Annotated in this window: 18 protein-coding genes; 3 read left to right on the forward strand and 15 right to left on the reverse strand. The window is 46.3% G+C overall.

The window, feature by feature from the left end; translation table 11 throughout:
* Positions 1 to 230: 230 nt before the first annotated feature.
* Entirely contained in the window at positions 231 to 1,001 is a 771-nt protein-coding gene (locus BLV54_RS03865; RefSeq protein WP_090568057.1) for a TIR domain-containing protein, read from the reverse strand.
* Between the two features lie 708 nt (positions 1,002 to 1,709).
* Between BLV54_RS03865 and BLV54_RS03870 the strand changes: the two genes are divergently transcribed.
* Entirely contained in the window at positions 1,710 to 3,038 is a 1,329-nt protein-coding gene (locus BLV54_RS03870; protein WP_090568059.1) for a hemolysin family protein, read from the forward strand.
* A gap of 247 nt (positions 3,039 to 3,285) precedes the next feature.
* On the opposite strand, the gene BLV54_RS03875 is transcribed toward BLV54_RS03870, so the two are convergent.
* The 8 genes from BLV54_RS03875 to BLV54_RS03910 all read right to left on the reverse strand — a co-directional run bounded on the left by BLV54_RS03875 (position 3,286) and on the right by BLV54_RS03910 (position 12,082).
* Positions 3,286 to 4,494 (reverse strand): glycosyltransferase, encoded by a 1,209-nt coding sequence (locus BLV54_RS03875; RefSeq protein WP_090568062.1) that lies wholly within the window; start codon positions 4,492 to 4,494, stop codon positions 3,286 to 3,288.
* Between the two features lie 313 nt (positions 4,495 to 4,807).
* Positions 4,808 to 6,166, reverse strand: coding sequence for an APC family permease (locus BLV54_RS03880; RefSeq protein WP_090568065.1), 1,359 nt, complete (start codon positions 6,164 to 6,166; stop codon positions 4,808 to 4,810).
* Between the two features lie 9 nt (positions 6,167 to 6,175).
* Positions 6,176 to 6,943 (reverse strand): protein-L-isoaspartate(D-aspartate) O-methyltransferase, encoded by a 768-nt coding sequence (locus tag BLV54_RS03885; RefSeq protein ID WP_256329104.1) that lies wholly within the window; start codon positions 6,941 to 6,943, stop codon positions 6,176 to 6,178.
* Between the two features lie 285 nt (positions 6,944 to 7,228).
* Positions 7,229 to 8,224 (reverse strand): hypothetical protein, encoded by a 996-nt coding sequence (locus BLV54_RS03890; protein ID WP_143032412.1) that lies wholly within the window; start codon positions 8,222 to 8,224, stop codon positions 7,229 to 7,231.
* A gap of 96 nt (positions 8,225 to 8,320) precedes the next feature.
* Positions 8,321 to 9,196, reverse strand: a complete 876-nt coding sequence (locus BLV54_RS03895; protein ID WP_090568071.1) for a class I SAM-dependent methyltransferase — start codon at positions 9,194 to 9,196, stop codon at positions 8,321 to 8,323.
* Positions 9,197 to 9,992: 796 nt separating this feature from the next.
* Complete coding sequence (gene efp, locus BLV54_RS03900) at positions 9,993 to 10,550, reverse strand: elongation factor P (protein WP_046849733.1); 558 nt, start codon at positions 10,548 to 10,550, stop codon at positions 9,993 to 9,995.
* Between the two features lie 153 nt (positions 10,551 to 10,703).
* Complete coding sequence (gene earP, locus BLV54_RS03905; protein WP_090568074.1) at positions 10,704 to 11,900, reverse strand: elongation factor P maturation arginine rhamnosyltransferase EarP; 1,197 nt, start codon at positions 11,898 to 11,900, stop codon at positions 10,704 to 10,706.
* Entirely contained in the window at positions 11,900 to 12,082 is a 183-nt protein-coding gene (locus BLV54_RS03910) for a hypothetical protein (RefSeq protein WP_090568077.1), read from the reverse strand. The genes earP and BLV54_RS03910 overlap by 1 nt, the downstream gene beginning before the upstream one ends.
* Positions 12,083 to 12,391: 309 nt before the next feature.
* Between BLV54_RS03910 and BLV54_RS03915 the strand changes: the two genes are divergently transcribed.
* Positions 12,392 to 13,240 (forward strand): GNAT family N-acetyltransferase, encoded by an 849-nt coding sequence (locus BLV54_RS03915; RefSeq protein ID WP_176969665.1) that lies wholly within the window; start codon positions 12,392 to 12,394, stop codon positions 13,238 to 13,240.
* 432 nt (positions 13,241 to 13,672) lie between these two features.
* Entirely contained in the window at positions 13,673 to 15,040 is a 1,368-nt protein-coding gene (locus BLV54_RS03920) for an exonuclease domain-containing protein (protein WP_090568082.1), read from the forward strand.
* A 357-nt stretch (positions 15,041 to 15,397) separates the two neighbouring features.
* On the opposite strand, the gene BLV54_RS03925 is transcribed toward BLV54_RS03920, so the two are convergent.
* The 6 genes from BLV54_RS03925 to murB all read right to left on the reverse strand — a co-directional run bounded on the left by BLV54_RS03925 (position 15,398) and on the right by murB (position 21,375).
* Complete coding sequence (locus tag BLV54_RS03925) at positions 15,398 to 15,859, reverse strand: hypothetical protein (RefSeq protein ID WP_090568085.1); 462 nt, start codon at positions 15,857 to 15,859, stop codon at positions 15,398 to 15,400.
* A 392-nt stretch (positions 15,860 to 16,251) separates the two neighbouring features.
* Positions 16,252 to 17,400: a cell division protein FtsZ gene (ftsZ, locus tag BLV54_RS03930; RefSeq protein WP_090568088.1), complete on the reverse strand. Its 1,149-nt coding sequence runs from the start codon at positions 17,398 to 17,400 to the stop codon at positions 16,252 to 16,254.
* 68 nt (positions 17,401 to 17,468) lie between these two features.
* Positions 17,469 to 18,707 carry a cell division protein FtsA gene (gene ftsA, locus BLV54_RS03935; protein ID WP_090568091.1) on the reverse strand — a complete coding sequence of 413 codons (1,239 nt, stop codon included), beginning with the start codon at positions 18,705 to 18,707 and terminating at the stop codon, positions 17,469 to 17,471.
* A gap of 19 nt (positions 18,708 to 18,726) precedes the next feature.
* Complete coding sequence (locus BLV54_RS03940; protein WP_090568093.1) at positions 18,727 to 19,503, reverse strand: cell division protein FtsQ/DivIB; 777 nt, start codon at positions 19,501 to 19,503, stop codon at positions 18,727 to 18,729.
* The gene (locus BLV54_RS03945; protein ID WP_090568095.1) at positions 19,493 to 20,410 is read right to left on the reverse strand and encodes a D-alanine--D-alanine ligase; all 918 of its coding nucleotides are present in this window, start codon (positions 20,408 to 20,410) and stop codon (positions 19,493 to 19,495) included. The genes BLV54_RS03940 and BLV54_RS03945 overlap by 11 nt, the downstream gene beginning before the upstream one ends.
* Positions 20,410 to 21,375: a UDP-N-acetylmuramate dehydrogenase gene (murB, locus tag BLV54_RS03950; protein ID WP_090568098.1), complete on the reverse strand. Its 966-nt coding sequence runs from the start codon at positions 21,373 to 21,375 to the stop codon at positions 20,410 to 20,412. Before murB ends, BLV54_RS03945 begins: the two co-directional genes overlap by 1 nt.
* Positions 21,376 to 21,387: the final 12 nt, after the last annotated feature.

A 21,387-nucleotide genomic window follows, 5' to 3' on the forward strand; every position in this document is an offset into this window, starting at 1 on the left:
TCGAATATTGAGTGCGCTTCTTACTCATCGTCATTAAGCTCCTTTTTAATTTTGTCAGAGCTTAACAATCTGTACAGTTTTTGGGGACCACTTCAGATTGTTTTCTGGGAAATTCTCTTTAAGAATATCTATAGCCTTATTTAATTCACCTTCATTCTTATAACATTCTGAAATTATTTCAATAAGGCCATTATCTAATGGTTTCTCTTCTAAAGCTGCTTTAGCAATCTCTATTGCTTTTTCGTTATAATCCTCCCAGTGCAGAAATTTGCAAATAAGCTTAAGAACTTCTGAGTTGTTTTTATTTTTTTTGCTAATTCATCTAAATCGTGAAGACCTTCTTTATTGTTTATTTTGAAATTGATATAAGAAAGCGAAGCTTGGCATTTAAGCAATTCGACTCCAGATTTCTCACTCAAAGCTTTCTCAAGCTTTACTTTTGCTAATTTATAATCTTTGTTAATAAAATTATTTATCCAATCATCTGTTGATTCATTTTGTCTTTTGGTTGAATCTTCTGCTATATCCTTTTCGGTCACAGGTCTGATAAGACCTAATTTTTTAATCTGATTTCTTATCTGACTACATACAGCCCCAGATGCAGCCTGTAAGCTTCCATCTTCTCTATGAGGATTATATTTACCTGGTGTTATGCCAATTAAATCACTAGGTATGTGAATGTTAACTCCATCTGGAATAACAAAAAATACCCTATCTCTACCTAACTTTCCTATGAATAGCCCTAATTCAAATAAAACATTATCCCTAATCGTTTTGGAATTTTTTCCCCTCATCTTGATTTCATCATCAGGATGGAATACGAACACACCGAAATCAACAATATTTAATACTTGATCCAAAGACTCGATTGTAGTTTTTGATAATTCGAATACTCCCTGATCCCATACAGTTGCCTCTGCATCGTATGTTAAGTTCTGTTGTATTGCATATGCGACATTCAAACCCTCAACTGAAGAACCAATAAATATCTTTGGTTTCATACCAATCCTTCTGAAATTAATTTGCTGAATATTTACCCACTAAAGCATCTACGAACCATATTTAGAAAAATATGATACAAAGCTTGAATGAATTATTAGTTTTTATTGCAAGCTGCTAATTGTTAATGATAAATCTCTTGAGTTACTATTGCCATTTAGTAATACTAATTTTCAGAACCAAATCAATACTTGATAGTCTTAATAGATGGGGTTAAGCTTATTTTTATTACCACTGAGGAAATACTACAAATTGCCACAAAAACAGCATAGGTAATCACAGTATGGTTGATTTATTAGAAATAGCTGAAGGTTCAATTCTCGCCGCCTCTACCATTAACAAACACTAACCATTTATCTTTTCGGTTTTTTGTATCTTCTCCCGCGTGTCTGCGCTGGTTCTTAAGGGTTCTTGCATACTTCGAGGTTTCAAGAAATCCCATAAATTTGCTCATTTCTTCTCTCTTTGCACCATTTTTCTCTCTAGCGTCGCTGCCAAGAAATGTGTGAAGTCCACATAGAGTAAAATAATATTATTAAATATAAATAGCTTACAATCTTACTAATCAACTAGTTTTTTTCTTAGCATTGGTAGGCGAAGGAAACAGCTTGCTTATAGAAAATAGATGTGGTTAATAAATTAATAATTTTTATTAATATTTTAGAAATTACTGATTTGTTAACACCTGAGCGCAACTGGGCGCTCTAATTATGGAAATTGCGCTACTTTTTGGGCTTATTATTCTTAACGGCATTTTTGCCATGTCTGAAATTGCTCTTGTCATGGCTCGCAAGGCTCGTCTGCAAAAGCTCATCAATGCAGGCGATGGCGCTGCCAAAGCTGCTTTGGAACTAGGCAACGACCCTAATAAGTTTCTCTCCACCGTGCAAATCGGTATCACCTCGATTGGCGTCATGAATGGCATTATCGGTGAAGCAACATTAGCCGGACCTTTGAGTGCCTGGCTCACTACGCTAGGCATACCCTCGCCCCATGCCGGCTATCTGGCCACCGGCCTCGTGGTCGTGACCATCACCTACTTCTCTATCGTGCTGGGCGAACTCGTTCCTAAGCGTTTAGGGCAAATTAACCCCGAACCGCTTGCGCGGTTGGTGGCTCGTCCCATGATGTTACTTGCTACCCTAGTGAAGCCCTTTGTATTTCTGCTCTCGGCTTCAACGCAACTCTTATTGCGTCTGTTCGGTATTAAAGATACTGGTCGACAAGCGCTGACGGCGGAAGAACTGCATCTGATGCTGGAGGAAGGCTCCGAAGCGGGCATTATCGAGCAGCAAGAGCACCAAATGGTAAAAAACGTATTCCGCCTGGATGATCGCCAGATCGCATCGTTCATGGTGCCGCGCAGTGAAATCATCTATTTCGATGTCGAAGAAAGCCTGGAAGAAAATCTGCAACGTTTTGAGATGAGTCCGCATTCCCGCTTCCCGGTAGTGCGCGGTAACTGGAGCGATATCTTGGGAATAGCAAACGCACGCCAAATGCTGGCACAGACCTTACGTGGCGAAAAGCCGAATCTGATCGAAGGCTTGCAACCCGCCATCTTTATTCCGGAATCACTCACCGGTATGGAACTGCTCCAGGAATTCAAGAATTCCGGTGTGCAGATGGCCATAGTGGTGGATGAATATGGCGAGGTGCAAGGTATCGTCACGTTGCAAGATGTCATGGAAGCGATTGCCGGTGAATTCAAGCCGCACGCAATTGAAGAATCTTGGGCAGTACTGCGTGGTGACGGTTCGTGGTTACTTGATGGCCTGATTCCGATTCCTGAGCTTAAAGACCGGCTTGAGATGAATGCAGTGCCAGAAGAAGAGCGCGGCCGCTACCACACGTTAAGTGGCATGATCATGTTGCTTTTGGGAAAAATCCCACAAACTGGGGATCGGTGTGAGTGGGAAAAATGGACCTTTGAAATCGTCGATCTCGATGGTTTGCGTATCGATAAAGTCCTAGCAATGCCTAAAGCCGCTTTTGATAAAGAAAGTGATGCGGACAAGGCGGAACACCTTGAATTGTAATCCAATTTTTACAACTCACGTACCCTCGCACTATAGAAAAACGATCAAGCCATTCGCAAGGTAATCTGGACAACTGCACTCGAACGCGCCAATATCCTTTACCGCGCAACCCTACCAAACTTGCCACACTTTCGCCCCCACGCTCCTTTCAAGAGGCGAAACCCTTAAGCTTTTGCACACAATAGAATGACAAATCACAGCGTGCATGGCGCGTAAAAAATAGAGTACTTTGGCTAAATTTTGTTATTCAACCATGTCTACCCACGCCCTCCAGCAGCCTGCGATAACCCGCGACGGTAGCGTCGACTGAAAACTCGGCAGCACGTGCTCGTAGGCGTGCAGCATCCGGCGGAGCTGCCAAGGTCGCAAGCATTGCATCCGCCATCGCTTCAGGGTTTCCGATCGGCACCAGCGCACCATAGGTATCGTCCTGCAGGATCTCACGCGGGCCGTTCGGGCAATCGGTACTGATCACGGGGCAACTACTTGCCAACGCTTCGAGCAGCACGAGTGCAAACCCTTCCCATGCCGACGACAAGACGAATAGCGAGGCGTGACTCATCCAGGCGAAAGGATTGTCGACGAAGCCAGGCATGAGGACGTCGCCCTGCACGCCAAGCTGATGGCAAAGCGTATCGAGCACCTTGCGCTCGCTGCCCTCGCCCACAATGACCAGTCGCAGATCGCGTTCCTTGCGCGCAATGGCAAAGGCGCGGATAAGCGTAGGGAAATCCTTCTGGCGGTGCAAGCGCCCCACACCGAGAATGAGCGGACGTGAGCGGTCAGTAAGCCAGGGATGCTCGACCGGCATCTGACCGGCGCGAGCGACCGCTTCGGCATCGACAGGGTTATAGACCAGCGTAATCAGTTCCTCAGGAAGGTGTGCTGTCTGAGCCAAGTCCCGCGCGACTCCGCGAGATACAGCAGCGATTGCGTCGGCTTCCGGGTAGAAGCGTCGAATGAGTCCAGGGTAAGCCCGCCGGAAGAGACCGTGGCCGTGATGTGCCACGACTGACAGCGTATTATGCTCGCTGACCACCAGCCGAGCAGGAATACCAGCGGCAGCGCGCGCAATGATTGCCGCAAGATTGGACTGGGTTCCTGCTGCTAGAATAGCATCGGGTTTCGCGGTACGCAGATACTCGATAAACGCAGGCAGGCGCCAGAATATGTCTGGCTTCAGGGGGGTCAGAAGTGGCAACAGCTGGAGCGCGTCATGAGGACGCGCCTTGAGTAATGCAAGACTGCTGGTGAGTGCATTGCTGTGGGGCAGACATCGAATACTCACGCCTGGCGGTAGTTTGAATGTTGCTCCAACGCCATGGCCCGTCACGACCTCCACCTGAATACCGCTCTTCGCAAAAGCTTCAGCCAGCAGCAGAACGATGCGCTGCATTCCACCACCCTCGAGTGTGCGCACAATCAGTGCGAGCGAACGAATTGGCAGAGCCGCCATGATCGTCAACCTCCAGGGTCAACAAGTGGAACTTTAGCAGCAGCGCCTCGGCGTAGAAAAGATATAGACGCCCCTTCTCCCTGAGAATTGGGAGTTACCCTTGCTGCTAGCTGTCTCTGGGTGGTATAAGCTCTCACGTTTAAATCAAATAGTTATTAAAAGGAGGCTTCTCTGGAATAAACTATACTCCAGGTGAATTCAGATGTCGATGATACGCAGCATCATGGTTCAGCATTGAACAAAGCGGTCGATCAGCTCGTCCGAAATGGGCGTTTCTTGATTAATGCGACAGAGACGGCATCTTTGCCGCGAGTCACGTGCCTCCTTTCTCGGCACGACGGAATCGACGCCAGAGCAGGTATAGCGGTGTTCCAGCTAAGACAGTCGCGATTCCAACACCACCTTCTAACGGTCGTTCATAGAGCACGCTCCCAACGATGACAATTGACACAACCAGATAGAATACCGGGATAAACGGATAAAAAGGGGTACGATAAGGGCGGGGTAAGTCCGGTTCCCGTCGACGCAGAATCAGTACTGCTCCCACTGCGAGTGCGCTGAAAATTACCAGCGCGAAACCGCTATAAATCACCAGTTGCTCAAAACTTCCCGATAAAATCAGGGCTGAGGCCCAGAGGCTTTGTAGCAGAATGGCGTTGAGCGGGGCGCGTTGCCTGCCAGAGATGTTCGCAAAGACGGAGGGAATCAACTCGTCTTGTGCCATGGCATAGTAGACGCGTGATCCGACCCATACCATGGCGCTCACGGCTCCTGCGATCGAAAGGCACAGGATAGCAGTCACGAACCGGCTGGCTTCGAGACCCAGCATGGCTCGCGCAACTTTATCCGCAACGGGCAAGAGCGGCGGCGTGGCTAGCTCGGTCACTGGCAGAGCGTAGAAGTAGAATCCATTTAGCAAGAGATAAAGCAGAGCAACGAAGAGCGTGCCGCCAATCATCGTCCGGGGAATAGTGCGGGCAGGATCAGTGATCTCTCCCGCCAGATACGCCGCGGTATTCCAGCCAGAATAGGCATAGAGGACAAAGATCAACGACACGACATAGGATCCAATGGTGAGGGCAGGCTGAGTATTTGTGGGAGCAAGATGGGCCCAGTCGCCCGTCCCGAACATCAGCCCTGCTATCATGAATAAGAAAATAGCACCCACCTTCAGCACCGTCAGACTTCGCTGGAGAGCGCCTCCTGCCCCACCGCCAGCCAGGTGGAAGCCTGTGATAGACCAGAGAAGGGCTAAGGCTAAGGCGGTAGATAACGGGCCTCTCTCGTCATCAAGCGAAAAGAGTTGGAGGAAGTAGGCGGCAAAGCTCACTGCGCCTGCTGCAATGGCGGCGCTGAAACCGATGGTGAAAGACGTCCACCCACTGAGAAACCCGACGAACGGTCCATAGGCTCGGCGAAGATACGTATATTCTCCGCCGGCGACTGGAAAGGCTGCGCCCAGCTCACTATAGGAGAGGGCTCCTGCGAGCGCGATCAGCGCCCCTACCAGCCAAACTGAGAGGATCAACCCCGGATGGCCAAGGTCACGGGCCATGAAGCCGGTGGTGGTAAAGATGCCGGTACCGACAACGCTGCTGACAAGGACACAACTGGCCGTAAACCAGCCGATGTGACGGGGAAGTGTGGACGGATCTCGCTCCGATCTCTCCATCGGCACGGTCTACTCTTGTTGTCTCTCGCGCACCAGCGGGACAAACCGCACGAGCGTGATAATTTTGCGCTCATAACCTTTTGCAGTTCGGCGATGGATCTCCAAGGTCTGGTAATTACGGCCAACCGGTAGAATCAATCGTCCTCCAACGGCGAGTTGATCAAGCAGCGGTTGCGGTACATGATCGGATGCAGCGGTCACGATAATGGCGTCGAAAGGAGCTTCTTCCGGCCAGCCTCGATAGCCGTCGCCAACGCGTGTGTGGATGTTGCGGTAACCTAATTCTGCCAGTGTGCGCGCGGCCTTTGTCGCCAAGGGTTCGATGATTTCTATGGTAAAGACATCAGATACAATCTCAGCCAGAACCGCAGCTTGGTACCCTGAGCCGGTTCCTACTTCAAGCACCTTCTCGGGCACCTTCTTGGCTCCTTCTAATGCGAGCGCTTCGGTCATAAGCGCAACGAGAGAGGGTTGCGAGATAGTCTGGCCATGGTCAATCGGGAGAGGAATGTCATTATAGGCCATGGCAGAGTAGCGGGAGGGAACGAACTTATGGCGGGGAACACGGCGCATCGCGGCGAGGACCTTTGGATCCTTGATGCCATGGGAAATGATCTGTTCATCCACCATCTTGTCGCGTTCGGCTTGGCGCGTTGGATCTTTTAACAGCGAGCCGCCACGAGAAACCCCGCTGCACCCGGTAATAACAGCCAGGCAGAGGGTGAGTATGACGCTGGTCAGCCATAACGATGTCAACGCACGAACTGGAGAATTCATAAGAAATACAGAGTCCAGGTAATGAACTCTGACAGAATAAACAAGCCTGTGTCTAGAAAAATAAAAATCATTTTCTATTAAAGCAAAATATAAATAAAGCCAAATATGTAGGCACCTATTCTGTTAAACGATTCCAAAAAATCCTCTCTTTTTCGCTTTAAGGAGCATAAAAAATCGGGTTATGGCTTCGAGGCAAACGAGCTCAATACCCTTTGCAGGAGATTGCGACGGTACATCATCATTCTCTTCTGATAGGATAGCTTTCTTTTTTTCTGACCGACGTAGTCAATCTACTGGCAGTTGGCATTCGATCCCGTTCTCCATACTCTTCATGAAAGCACTGACCGCATGGCCGCTGATGTCGATCCTCTGCATGCGGTTTTCTAGCGACAAGCCGAAACCGCCCCGTTCCTTTTCCGTGCCGTTGTGGGTGCATTGCAGTTTGAGCAAGTATGCCAATCCCGTGCAGATGCAGTGGTGATAGCGTTTAGCGCGCTTATCGCCTGAGGCGGATACCAACGCGTAGGCGTCGTTGAGGCCTTCCAGGGCGCAGGCTATCTCCACTGATACCTGCAGGGTCGGATGGTGCTCGATGTTCTCGTAGAAGCCCTGTTGAATTATCTGGTCGTGCATGCGGCAGACATAGTCAGTGATGTCCTGCTTGATTTCGGCGCTCTGAGTGTATTCGAACAAGAGACGGCAGGCTTGGGATTGCCAGTTGGCAAAGAAAACAAGTATATTCTCTGCAACGCGAGCATGCTGGAAGTACTGCCTATCATAATAGGAGAAGGCGCATTCCACGCTTTGCAAGTAGCGAGCATCCTTCAACTGCCGGTAGGTTTCCAGAAGGGCGAGCATGGCTTCGCCGGCGTACAGCTCTTCGCCCTCATCTGGCAGATCATGGAAGTACACTTTATATGAGCCATCTGACCTCTGCTGCCGCAGTATCCCCTGGGCAAGGGCGGAGATCTGCTGAATCCTGCGGGGTGGAGGGGCATGTAGCAGAGCCAGGATCATAAAGGCGCTATGTGCGATAGACGAAGGCTCCTCTAAACGAATGGGGGCGAGGATCAGGTATCCTTCGCGTTTCATGAGGCAATCACCGTAATGCTGCAACGAGTTCTCGATCAGTGGCCGGAGCTCATCCTTGTTGAGGAAATCGCTAAGCATTTCCACATCCCACACAGAGGCGATGTCCCGGATGGGGGATTTCTCATGGACGAAAGTATCGGTCTGGGGGAAGTAGAGGTATTCAAACATCCCCGTATCCGGATTAACCATGCTCCTATACCACCGGTACACGAGCTGTAAACGCTGCCTTAACAACTCTGCCGTTTTCATGGTTTATCTCTTTAGTCATCTAACTCGAATGTTGCATTAGAGTTGGAGGAGATCTTCTGTTTCTTTTCTTGCTCTAGATTTCTTATATAGACCTATATGGATATGGATTTCATCATCATATGGAATGATATGACCCCAGTCTTTAGCGAATTTCTCCGGATTACCAGCGCAGCCCAAGAGCTCGAATAGCTGATAGACCCAGCCCTGCTCAAAACCGAATCGATAGACATCGTCGATAGAATCGAAGATCATACGTTTGCGGATTTCGATAGAATCGGCTTCCTTAAATCCTAAATCAGTCAGCTTGCTCCTCAATTCTTCTGAGCTCTTGGGTATGTAGTGCTTAGCAGAGCTGGGACTTAATCCCAGTGACATTCCGAGTTTTTGTCCTTTAGGCCAGGAGCTGAGAAGAGACGACGCTATTGAGATATACCCATCCGGCTTAAGCAGCTGTGAGACCAGCGGCAGAAGCTTATCTATGGATACATATGACAAGAGAAAGTGAATAAAAACCAAATCAACTTTATGATGTATGAAATTCGACATACTCAGTGCGCTAGCCTGGACCGTCTGCATTGGAGGATACTTTTCTTTGGCAATTTCCAGCATCTTACGGGAAATATCGATTCCATATACTTCATCCAAGGATCCAAAAAAATTTTTTGCCAGCAGAATATTCTCACCCGTGCCAGTCCCTACATCGACAATCGAAGGAGAACTCAAAGGCAACTGTGAGAATTGAATTTCAATCTCATATTTAACGCGCTTAAAAATCCTACCGTAATCATTGTCATAACCCGCCGCTATCTGGTCGTAGATTTGGCTGTTCGCCGTTTCGTCTTCCTTTCTCTGGTATATACTGCTCGTCGCAATCTTAGCGAGATTCGTGATCGTACTGGGCTTAACTCTCATTATGAATTCCCTTTTATGAATTCCCTTTCAACAATCAAGAAACGGAAAGTCGCTCCCAAGAGCAGGGGAACGCTACGAAATCAGGAGCGACAACAACTCAGCAGCGCTCCTTTTAGCCTTCAATATCTTTCTTGAGATTACCAAAAACCCCCTGGAACTTAACGATGTTCTTTTGAACATTTCATTCAATCTTCAATATTTATCGTTCAGTATCACGCCGATGACTTCCCTGATCTTACCTTTGATTATTTTGCCTAAATTTTTTTGATCCTTTTATAGAATCTTTGTTCAGAAAATCACCTGATTATTAATTTAGTCATGGCCAGAGGATGAAATAATGTTTCTCATCGACAAATTGAATTATTACGCCTAAACTAAACTTGGCCAGCGTTGCAACGAATGGCTACGTATTAACTCTACGCAACTACTATTCGACTACTATTTCTCTTTGATCTAAAAAACGTCTAACTTTAAACATTGAAAGTCAAAGTCTCCGTCTAAAGTTGTAGTTTTTTACCTTTTGAGAGAAATAAACTGATTGAGAGACAATTTATCCGTTATTCAGAAATCCCAGATTGGCGGGACGGATATGTCAGAAAAAATGAATATCCAACGAACTCCAAAGGACTAGCTTAATTCATCCGCGAATCTCTGGAACGATTCGTATGCGCATGGTATCAGAGGGAGGAAATAACTTTTTCAGCAAACTGATAAAAAAACATTTTATTTGTACTCATACCCTGAAAAAACAAAGGAGCCTATTGGCTCCTTGTATTTTTTTCTGTGAGCGGGGAAATTACTTGGCCCGGCTGCGATATTCCAGCGTACGGGTATCAATTTCGATCTTGTCGCCGATTTCGCAGAATAACGGTACCGGCAATTCAAAGCCGGTGGCGATTTTAGCAGGCTTCATTACCTTGCCGGAGGTATCGCCCTTGACGGCGGGTTCGGTATAGGTGATTTCGCGTACTACCGAGTTGGGTAGTTCGACCGAAATGGCCTTATCATTGTAGAACACCACTTCGCAAGGCATGCCATCTTCCAGGAAATTGAGCGCATCGCTCATGGTTTCCGCTTCAACTTCATACTGGTTGTATTCAGCATCCATGAATACATACATGGGCTCGGCAAAGTAGGAATAGGTAACCTCCTTCTTATCCAGCACGACTATGTCGAATTTATCATCTGCTTTGTACACTGCCTCACTGGGTGATTCGGTAAGCAGATTCTTGAATTTCATTTTTACCACGGAAGAGTTGCGGCCGGATTTGGTAAATTCTGTTTTCAGAACGACCATAGGGCTATTGCCAACCATAAACACGTTACCTACACGAAGTTCCTGGGCTGTTTTCATCTAATAATTCTAGGGATAATAAATATTTATATTATACTCCGAGCACTTTTAAAAATTCAATTCTCATTATTATACGAGCCATGCTCACAGAGAATTACTCCTACATATCAAACACATAGCACACAAAAATTTTTCGTTCACATCTTACCCAGCTTAAAAATTTGAATTTTTAGAGGATATTTGATTCTTGCAAAAACTTACCAAGTTAGACGCGAGATCAGTGATTTTAGCAAGCTGCCCGGCCCAAGCCATAGCATGGTCTTGCAACACCGTGCGATGCTGCCAGAAATCATCCCAATCCAAGCGCCTACCGCTGTTCCAGTTATAGTAAAAAATGCGCAATGCGGCAGCGGCCTCTTTTGCTAATCCCTGGCAATAGCGGTCAAGAAAAGCATTGAGCTTGACCTGGTGCACGTTGTCCTGTTGCGGGTAGATTTGCCAGATTAATGGTCGTGCTGCCCACTGCGCTCGCACGAAGGAATCCTCGCCGCGCACGAAATTGCAGTCGCACGCCCATAGCAAGCGATCATAATCTTCCTGCGGCATAAAAGGGGTGACGTGCAAGACCAAATTGCCACGCTGCACGCTATCGCCTACTGCCAGGCTTGTTCGTCCAGCCCAGCTCGCTATCTGTTCTAATGCTTTGCCCTCTGGTAACAGGCAGCGTACCGCTGTGGTTGAAACCGCCCAAGCATCCAGCAGGTTTCCTATCGGCGCACTGTCATAACAAAACAGCGAAACGATGGTTTCGGGGGAAAGAGGAAAAGGTAGGCCAAATCGATCCCACAACTCTGCCAGATTGTGTTGCGATACATTCCGTTGCGCCAACAGTCCTTTCTCTCGGAGCAACCCACCATTAGCTGGAGTGAAGCCGGGGAAGAAGAAATATTTGGTCATCGGTAAGCGCGGATGTGGCGAAGGCAGGCCATGACAACCTTCCACCCATTGCTCCGCCGATAAGTATTCCAGATTGATCCATACCCGCTTTACTTCCTCTCCCCGTGCAGGAGAAGGTCTACCCCACACGTGGTTTGTGGACTGAAGTATGGAGGGGGCCATCGCCGCCATATAATTCTCCGGCAACTCGCAACCAAATGCCTCAATCACCACTTCAGCCGGCACCAAGTCAGGAAATGGCTCAATCCAGCGCCACACTTCTACTCCTCGACAATTTTGCACTTCCAGGGTGGCATCGACATCCGGGCAAATGCGCTGCAGGCTAGCTACATCATCTACCCACAGCCGCACTGCTATGCCATGCTCTGCTGCTAATTGCCGCGCCAATCGCCAGCACACACCGATATCGCCATAGTTATCTATGACACGACAAAAAACATCCCAGCGTACCATCAACTTTGTGTTTGATAAGGGGCTTGCAACACCTTGTATTTTTCTACTCCACCTGCTGTTTTTAGGTTGAAACAGTGCCTTTCACTTTTTTCATCAGCACGTGCACCCGCAGTAAGATCAAGCTGATACAGCCTTTGGATAAATCCAATTGCCCTGGCCGAAGATGCGATAAAGATGGGCATGTTTGATATAGCGGTGAAATAAACATCTTTTTCAACAACATGAATTTATCGATAACTTTATATGCTATCAAATACACCAATGAATGGTTCAAAAAAGTAACTTTTCTAATAAGATAGCGGAATATTCGAACGATTTTGCTATGCAGCAACCTTTATTCAAACAATAAATTGCTGTGAAATACCCTTGGAGATACTGAGCCCAAATACCTCTAAAATACAGTACCAGAGTCATTTCAACAGCGAACTTGGCATCAAGAGTTATGTAACTTTTTTATTTAAATGCAAACCCAATGAGCAAAGGAGAACATCATGAACGACACCTACGTTATAAGAAGGATGAGCAGAAAAGAGTTCGATTTCGCGATTGAATTAGCCGCATCTGAAGGCTGGAATCCTGGTTTGAATGATGGCGATTGTTTTTACGCAGCCGATAACAGCGGTTTTTTCTTAGGCTTACTTGACAATGAACCTATTGCCTGTTTGTCTGCAGTTAAATACAGCGATTCCTTTGGTTTTATTGGGCTTTATATTGTTAAAAAGTCGTATCGTGGCAAGGGTTATGGCAGCAAGATCATGAATGCGGGACTTGATTATCTTAAAGGTTGCAATATCGGGTTGGATGGTGTGCTTGCACAGCTGGATAATTATAAAAAATACGGTTTTCAGCAGGCATATCGCAATATTCGTTATCAAGGGCTAACAGGTGGTAAAGTTCCAAATAATTCAGGAATAATTAAACTTACAGATATTCCTTTTGAGCAGATTAATTTATACGATTCAGTATTTTTCCCCACTGATAGAGCTACATTTCTAAAATTGTGGCTTGCTCAACCAGATAGCGTAGCACTTGGCATTATTCAAGAAGACAAGCTGGTTGCCTGCGGAGTAATTCGCGCTTGCCGCGAGGGCTATAAAATTGGTCCACTGTTCGCAAATAGCCCAGAATTCGCTGAAACTTTATTTTTAGCACTCAATACAAATGTAAAAGCAGGGCAGCCCGTTTTTCTGGATATTATGGAAAAAAATCCCAATGCGCTTGCACTTGTTCAGCGCTATAAGATGCAACCAGTTTTTGAGACGGCAAGAATGTACACCCAGCAAACTCCTGCCTTAGATTCTGAGCGATTATACGGTGTAACCAGTTTCGAACTGGGTTAGTTTGCGTTATCCTAAAAACAGCAGTTGGATGGAGTGGAGCGTCATACGATGCACCCCGTAGCGGCTTCCCATTCTGGTGAATGGTAAAATTCAGAGAATGCCTCTATATGTCATGGATTTAACTCTCCAATCAAGCGGTCAGCTGCGGTTTTTAGAGTTATATGCCATCTAAGCGAGCTAACCTTTGACGTGATATACTTTGCCAGGGTAATTCAGTCAAGTAGTTTTTTCAGTTTCGCTTATTCAATTTTCACCTGGATTCCAGTAATTCAGAGTTATGTATGTAAATGATGTTTGCTGCACCACAAAGCAAAGTAATGGAGCTCACCTTTTCTGGTCTCATTTCCTCATCAGGAGTAGCGATTTATTCAGAGCTGCTTCATGACTTTTGGTTACTGTTTAGTTGTTCAAGTTTAGCGGAGAATCCGGCCAATGCGGCCCCTAGCCTTCGTTGATCTTGAAACCACTGGCACCACCGCCTCTGTCGACCGGATCACCGAAGTCGGCATCATCTTGGTTGATGGTTCGGACATTCAGGAATGGAGTTGTCTGATCAATCCGGAGACTCGAATCTCTGCATTTATCGAGAGGTTGACCGGAATTACGAACGAAATGGTAGCAGATGCCCCAACTTTTGCGGAAATTGCCCATCAAATATTCTGCATGCTGGAGGGTCGTCTTTTCGTTGCGCACAACGCCAGATTTGATTACGGATTTCTGAAACAATCATTTAAACGCGAAGGTTATGATTTCCAGGTAACGACGATCTGTACTGTTAAACTTTCCAGACGGCTATTCCCGGGCTACCCTAAGCACAATCTGGATTGTCTGATTGAACGGCATGGCTTAAAGGTAAACGGTCGTCACCGGGCACTGGCAGATGCGCAACTCATTCATCAGTTTTGGCAAAAGATTCAACAACAACTCCCTGCCAACCAAGTTACGGCTGCGATCAAAGCCTTATCTGGGCGCCCAAGCATACCGACCTATTTGAACGAACAGATGCTGGATAGCCTCCCTAAAGGTCCTGGGGTCTATCTATTCTACGGAGAGAATGAGCTACCACTCTATGTTGGCAAGTCAAAGAACCTTCGCCAACGGGTTCTTTCCCATTTCACCGGCGACGTTTCGTCAGCAAAAGAAATGAGCCTTTCGCAACAGGTACGGCGAATTGACTATATCGAGACAGCGGGCGAGATCGGTGCACTGCTCAAGGAGGTCGAGCTGGTGAAAAAGCTTCAACCGATGCATAACCGCAAGCTTCGGCACAATAATGAACTCTGTTCGATCTCGCTCAAGGAAACTGAAGCAGGATTGAATGTCAGCATAGCTTATGCGCATGATTTAGATTTTGGTCGGCAATCAAATCTTTATGGTCTATTCAAAAACTTACAAGCAGCCAACAAGGCACTGGCCGAACTGGCAGACGAGCATGGACTTTGTAAGGCAATCATTGGACTGGAGAAGGTTAAGGCTGGCAATCCCTGCTTCGCTCGGCAACTCAAAAAATGCCATGGTGCGTGTGTTGGAGAAGAACCGTTAGTTATGCATGCACTGCGCCTGATGGAAGCCCTGTCCAAACTACGCCTCCATGCCTGGCCATTCACCGGCCCCGCCTATCTCAAGGAAAATGATGATCTGATCGTAATAGATAACTGGGCTTATCTTGGCACTGCCAAAACAAAGGAAGAACTCTGGCAACTGTTGGACTCACCAAAACCTCAATTCGACAAAGACTCCTATCGAATATTACAGAAAGCCATAAGGTTATTGCAGCCTATTTATGATCCAGCCAAGTAAAGTTTCAGTTATAAGAGCCGTTATAAATTACTCAAGAGTCAATAGTTTCCTTACACTCCTTATAAAATTCGAAGCCCCACCGGATTGCTGTGGATCTGGTGGGGTTTTCTTATTGGAGCAACTTTCCAGAACTAAAAGAATCGCTGACCAAAATTCGCATTAACCTGTTTACCACTAGCATATGCTCACTTTTAAAGCGCTTAGAAAGAATCAGTCAGAAGAGCAGTGCCATCAGATGCATCAACTCGGGAATACTGGCAGTAATTCACAAGTTAACAATAACGAACAAAATGGAATTTATGCATGAGCCAGCTTTCTCAAGGATCATGCTTGAGAAGAATTGCAGGCTCATTTCCCTTAATGATTATTACCTTTACTGGTATTGGCAGTCATACTACTATCTTCTTTGCTCTGCTGGTCAATCGTATCTGGGCGCTCAGGACGTGTACGACCAGACTTTATGAGAAGTTGCTGATTGATGCCTGCACTACCACTCGTATCTACAGCTGCACCAGTATCAGTACCAAAAGATTGCGATTTGACATCAGGATTGGGAAAAGAAATAGAATCGATCAAATCGTTATTTGTTTGCTGGGGCGCTGTTAGATTGCTATTTTGAGAAAATAGGATGCCAAGCGCCATACCGGTTATGCCAAGTACAAACAAATAATTAATACCTTTCTGCAACTGCTGCTTTGATTTACGGCTGTTCAGATTATTAACTGATAGCATCTTCAACAGACTAACTACTATGACCAGTACCAATCCGGTCAATATCCAAATATTATCCAGATATTTCCAGAAATTAGAAGCTTCCATTTGCTGCCCTCTTTACTTCTTCGATCGCCTAATTTTGCCTGATTGAGGCACAATTACGATAAAGCAAAATAATTAACTATTTTTTAAAAATATTCTCATCTTACACTGAACGATAATTCTCGCCTTCAGAAAAATTACCCACTCCGAAGAACGGTCATTTCTTGTTATATTTGATAAAACTTAAGAGGAAAAGTTTGACAAAACTTTGTGCTTAGTGGTTTAGCTTAGCGATCAGCTGGCTATTTTATTGGTTCGGATAAATTAAGGTGCCAGTAGCAATACTGCCTCTACTGTAATCAGTAGAGGCAGCGTAACATGTGTTTAGGAGCTACAAATCCAGAATCAGACTATCAAGTTTCTTTCAGGTCAGGTATTGATTTTAAAGCCAATTTTCAATCTGCTTGCCTTCTCAGGAACGCGGGAATATCCATCGGATCGACACCTGATTGCTGCATTGCCGCTACCGTGGCACTGCTTCTCCTGCCGGTACGCATCACAGCCGGCTCCTCAATGTGCATAGTGGAGGTTCTGTCGTCTGTTCCAGTACGAGTATGGATAACGGTAAGAGGTCGGGTTTGGGTTTGAGTAACGCTTCCCAATCCAGTGGCGACGAGCGTTACACGCAAGTCATCGTTCATTCCTTCATCGATTACTGTTCCGACAATAACGGTCGCATCTTCAGCTGTCAGCTCTTTAACCGTATTCATTACTTCATGCACTTCACGCATTTTCATGCCTGAGTTGGCGGTGATATTCACCAATACCCCGCGCGCCCCTGATAGCGTTATTTCCTCCAGTAGCGGACTAGCGACTGCCTGCTCTGCTGCCATGCGTGCACGGTCGACTCCACTTGCCACAGCTGACCCCATCATGGCCATACCCATTTCCGACATGACGGTTTTAACGTCAGCAAAATCGACATTGACAAGCCCAGGGCAATTAATCACTTCGGCAATGCCCGCTACAGCACCGTACAGCACGTCATTGGCTGCCTTGAACGCGTCCAGCATACTGATATCGTTACCCAGCACCATCATCAGCTTATCATTGGGAATGACAATCAAAGAATCAACATGCTGTGCCAGGGCTTCCATGCCAGCTTGGGCTGTTTTCAGGCGTTTTCCTTCAAATGAGAAAGGTTTGCTGACCACGGCAACGGTAAGGATACCCATTTCCTTGGCTATTTGTGCTACCACCGGTGCAGCCCCTGTTCCGGTACCACCACCCATGCCGGCTGTTATAAATAGCATATCGGCACCTTGAATCAATTCCGCAATGCGGTCTCGATCTTCCAAAGCAGCTTCACGCCCGACTTCCGGATTGGCGCCCGCTCCCAATCCTCTGGTAATACCTGTACCGAGCTGAAGCAAAGTTGGGGCACGACTTCCTTTGAGCGCCTGCGCATCAGTATTAATGCAAATGAATTCAACCCCTTTTGTTTCATTCTGGATCATATGATCGACTGCATTACCACCACAACCTCCCACACCGATCACTTTAATGACTGCTTCCTGACTATCGGTATTCATGATTTCAAACATGATACTTCTCCTTTAGCATGTTAAATTTTGGACAACTTCGTTTTAATGCGCTGTTGACAACGCTATGCTCAAAAATTTTTCTGAAACCAACTTTTCATTCTTGCGAAGACCTGCTTAGCTGCCCCCCCTTGTAAATGATTGTGATGATGGAGCCTATGCTCCTCCATACCAGCCATAATTAAACCAATACCTGTGGAAAATCTGGGGGTTCGAACAACTTCCTCCAGGCTTCCTTTATAATCGGGTATCCCCAAGCGTACAGGCATATGAAATATTTCTTCACCCAGTTCTACCATTCCCTGCAAAGAGCTACTACCACCGGTAATGACAATTCCCGACGATAACAGCTGTTCAAAACCGCTACGGCGTAATTCAGCTTGTATCAACAAATAAAGCTCTTCTACGCGTGGCTCAATAACTTCTGCGAGCGTTTGCCTGGAAAGCTGGCGTGCTCCTCGATTACCTACGTCCGGCACTTCCACCACCTCACGCACATCAGCTAGCGTGCGTAAAGCACATCCATAACGACATTTGATATCTTCGGCATCTTTGGTCGGTGTCCTTAGCGCCATAGCAATATCATTCGTGATTTGATCGCCGGCAATTGGAATGACTGCAGTATGGCGAATTGCCCCATTGGTAAATACCGCGATATCAGTTGTCCCTCCCCCGATATCCACCAGGCACACACCTAAATCCTTTTCATCCTCAGTTAAAACGGCAATAGCCGAAGCAAGTGGTTGCAAAATCAAATCGCGTACTTCCAACCCACAACGATGAACGCATTTAATGATGTTTTGTGCAGCTGATACTGCGCCAGTTACTATATGCACCTTTACTTCAAGCCGTATCCCACTCATGCCAATAGGTTCTCGCACATCTTCCTGCCCATCGACAATAAATTCCTGATTAAGGATGTGCAGAATCTGCTGATCAGCTGGGATATTGACTGCTTTGGCAGTTTCCATCACTTTCTCCACATCCAGCGCCGATACTTCTTTATCCTTGATCGCGACCATACCGTGTGAATTGAACCCCCGAATATGACTGCCTGCAATTCCGGTATAAACCCCACTAACCTTACAGTCTGCCATCAATTCAACTTCTTCGAGTGCGCGCTGGATTGCAGTGACCGTTGTTTCAATGTTGACCACAACCCCTTTCTTCAATCCACGTGATAGATTACTCCCTAAGCCAATAATTTCAAAACCACCCTCAGGTTTTACTTCAGCAACAATGGCCACTATCTTTGAAGTGCCTATATCCAGACCAACGATCAGGTCTCTGCCTTCTTTGGCTTTATTCATTTAACATACCTCCCTGAGTTCACAACTTCTTCCCGGCACCGGTCTTACGCGGAACCTGTGGTATTGCTTCAGACAGTCGTATAGCAAATCCATTTGGATAACGCAAATCCACATAATCCAGAGGAATTGACTGATTCATGTTCACAATACTTTGGCTATAGACTGAAACATAACGCTTCAGCCGAGTTTCAATTTTTTCACGACCCAGTTTTAACAATGTTCCATTTCCCAGACGAACAAGCCAAGCATGCCGTGGTGATAACGTAATCTCTGCAACACTTTGCTTGATTGGCTCTAATAATTTGTTGAAAATCTCATATTGATCAATAATCACGAATACGCTTTCTTCGCTAGGACCGATAAAAACTGGCAATATTTGGTCAGTCGAGGCGCGAAATATTTCTCCTTGCCTATTCACTAACGCAGTATCGCCCCAGTACGCAAACGCGCTATGTTCTTCAAGCATCACTTTCAGTCCTGATGGCCAGGTGCGCTGAATCTTTGCTGCCCGCACCCATGGCAAATTTTTAAACGCCTCGCGTAATGCATCCAAATTAACTGTAAAAAAATTTCCTTTCACTTCATTTTGAACAATACTTTCAATCTCTTGGCGAGTGATATACCGCAGTTTAGTACTTTCCAATTGATTGGCACTCATTCCTTCCACACTAATTTCCCTTAATGTAAACAGGGGTAATTTTATCACCCTTGAACCAAGGACATAAATTGCAGCCAATATCACGCCTGTAAACATCATGTTGGCAAATAAATTCAGCATCCGATGATTATTCCACATAGGACAATGCCAAGATTTTTACGACCAAATCTTCAAACGAAATACCTGCAACTTTCGCGGCCATCGGCACAAGGCTATGATCAGTCATGCCTGGGGAAGTATTTGCTTCAAGAAAGAAAGGTTGATCATTTTTATCCAAGATTAAATCCACCCTGCCCCATCCTGCGCATCCCAAAATTCTGTGTGCCTGCAAAGCCTGCTCCTGTAGCTGATGACTTAGCTCATCTGGTAAGCCGCTTGGGCAAAAATAACGGGTATCATTAGCAAGATACTTGGCGTGGTAATCGTACAATTCTCCGGCTACTTCTATGCGGATCAGTGGCAACGGCGTCTCACCCAGAATTGCGGCGGTTAATTCCTTACCCTCAATAAACTGCTCTGCCAATACAATCGAGTCGTGCTGTGCTGCTAACTGATAAGCATTTGAAAAATCTTTCTTTGCCTTAATCTTGCTAAGACCTATCGTTGAACCTTCGCGTGCAGGCTTAATGATTAAAGGGAAATCAAGATAAGCTGCAACTTCATCAAAATCACTTTGAGCATCGATTATGAGGTAACGGGGCGTGCTGATTCCCACAGCCTGCCAGATCAATTTAGTGCGCCATTTATCCATTGCCAGTGCGCTCGCAAGAATACCACTGCCTGTATAAGGCAACCCCATCAGTTCCAACGCTCCCTGAACCGAGCCATCCTCTCCGTAACGACCATGCAATGCGATGAATGCCCGATTGAATCCTTGTTGCTGCAGTGCCTCCATAGGCTGATGAGCCGGATCGAAAGGATGCGCATCCACTCCTTTACTCAGCAGCGCCTTAAGTACTGCCGCGCCACTTTTAAGCGAAATTTCACGCTCTGCTGAACGCCCACCTAGCAGTACTGCAATTTTTCCAAAATCAGGCACACTCATTATCTATCATTCCCGACATCACCAATAATCCTAACTTCCTGAATCAATTCAATTCCTGTTTTTTTCTTCACGGTGTCGCGTATCATGTTAATAACCGCCTCGATATCCGTAGCAGTAGCGCCCCCATCATTGATGATAAAATTAGCATGCTTGCTTGAAACCATTGCTCCACCAACACGATAACCCTTGAGACCGGATACTTCGATCAAGCGTGCTGCATAATCACCAGTCGGGTTACGAAAGACCGAACCTGCATTAGGAAAATTCAAAGGTTGACTACTCATTCGTGCTGCTAGTAATGCTTTAATTTTTTGCCGAGAGTTGTCATGATCACCTTGTTGTAATCTGAACCAGCCACCGACAAACCATTCTTCATCGTTGACGCTATCGAATTCTTGTTGTAAAGCGATATGTCGATACCCGATAAGATAATCTTCTGGGTTCCGTTCATGTAGCTTACCTGCTCGATTGATCGTTTTGACCTTCTCAACAATTTGCCAAGTTTCTGCACCATAACATCCCGCATTCATTGCTAAGGCTCCCCCCACCGTCCCCGGAATTCCAGCTAGAAATTCCGCACCAGACAGGTGATATAAAGCTGCAAAACGTGCCAGCTTGGCGCAAGGCACTCCCGCCTCGGCATAAATTAAGTCACCTTCTTCATCTTGCTTGATCAGAAGCAAATCATTGAGCCGGGCATGCAATGCCACAACTACACCGCGAAGCCCCTCATCACGAACCAGCAAATTGCTTCCCAATCCAATCATATGAACCCGCTCGGCTCTGGGTAAATGGCGTAAAAATATGACAAGATCTTGCAGATCAGCCGGTAAGTAAAAATAATCTGCCACACCTCCAGCGCGCCAAGAAACGTGCTTTCTCATCGGTTCACGCACACGCAGCTCACCCCGTAGCAAACGGGTATCGATCACACCAATAAAATTATCCTGCTCTGAAATATTCATAGCTATCACACT

The sequence above is a fragment of the Nitrosomonas sp. Nm33 genome (genome assembly GCF_900107265.1).
Lineage (GTDB): Bacteria > Pseudomonadota > Gammaproteobacteria > Burkholderiales > Nitrosomonadaceae > Nitrosomonas.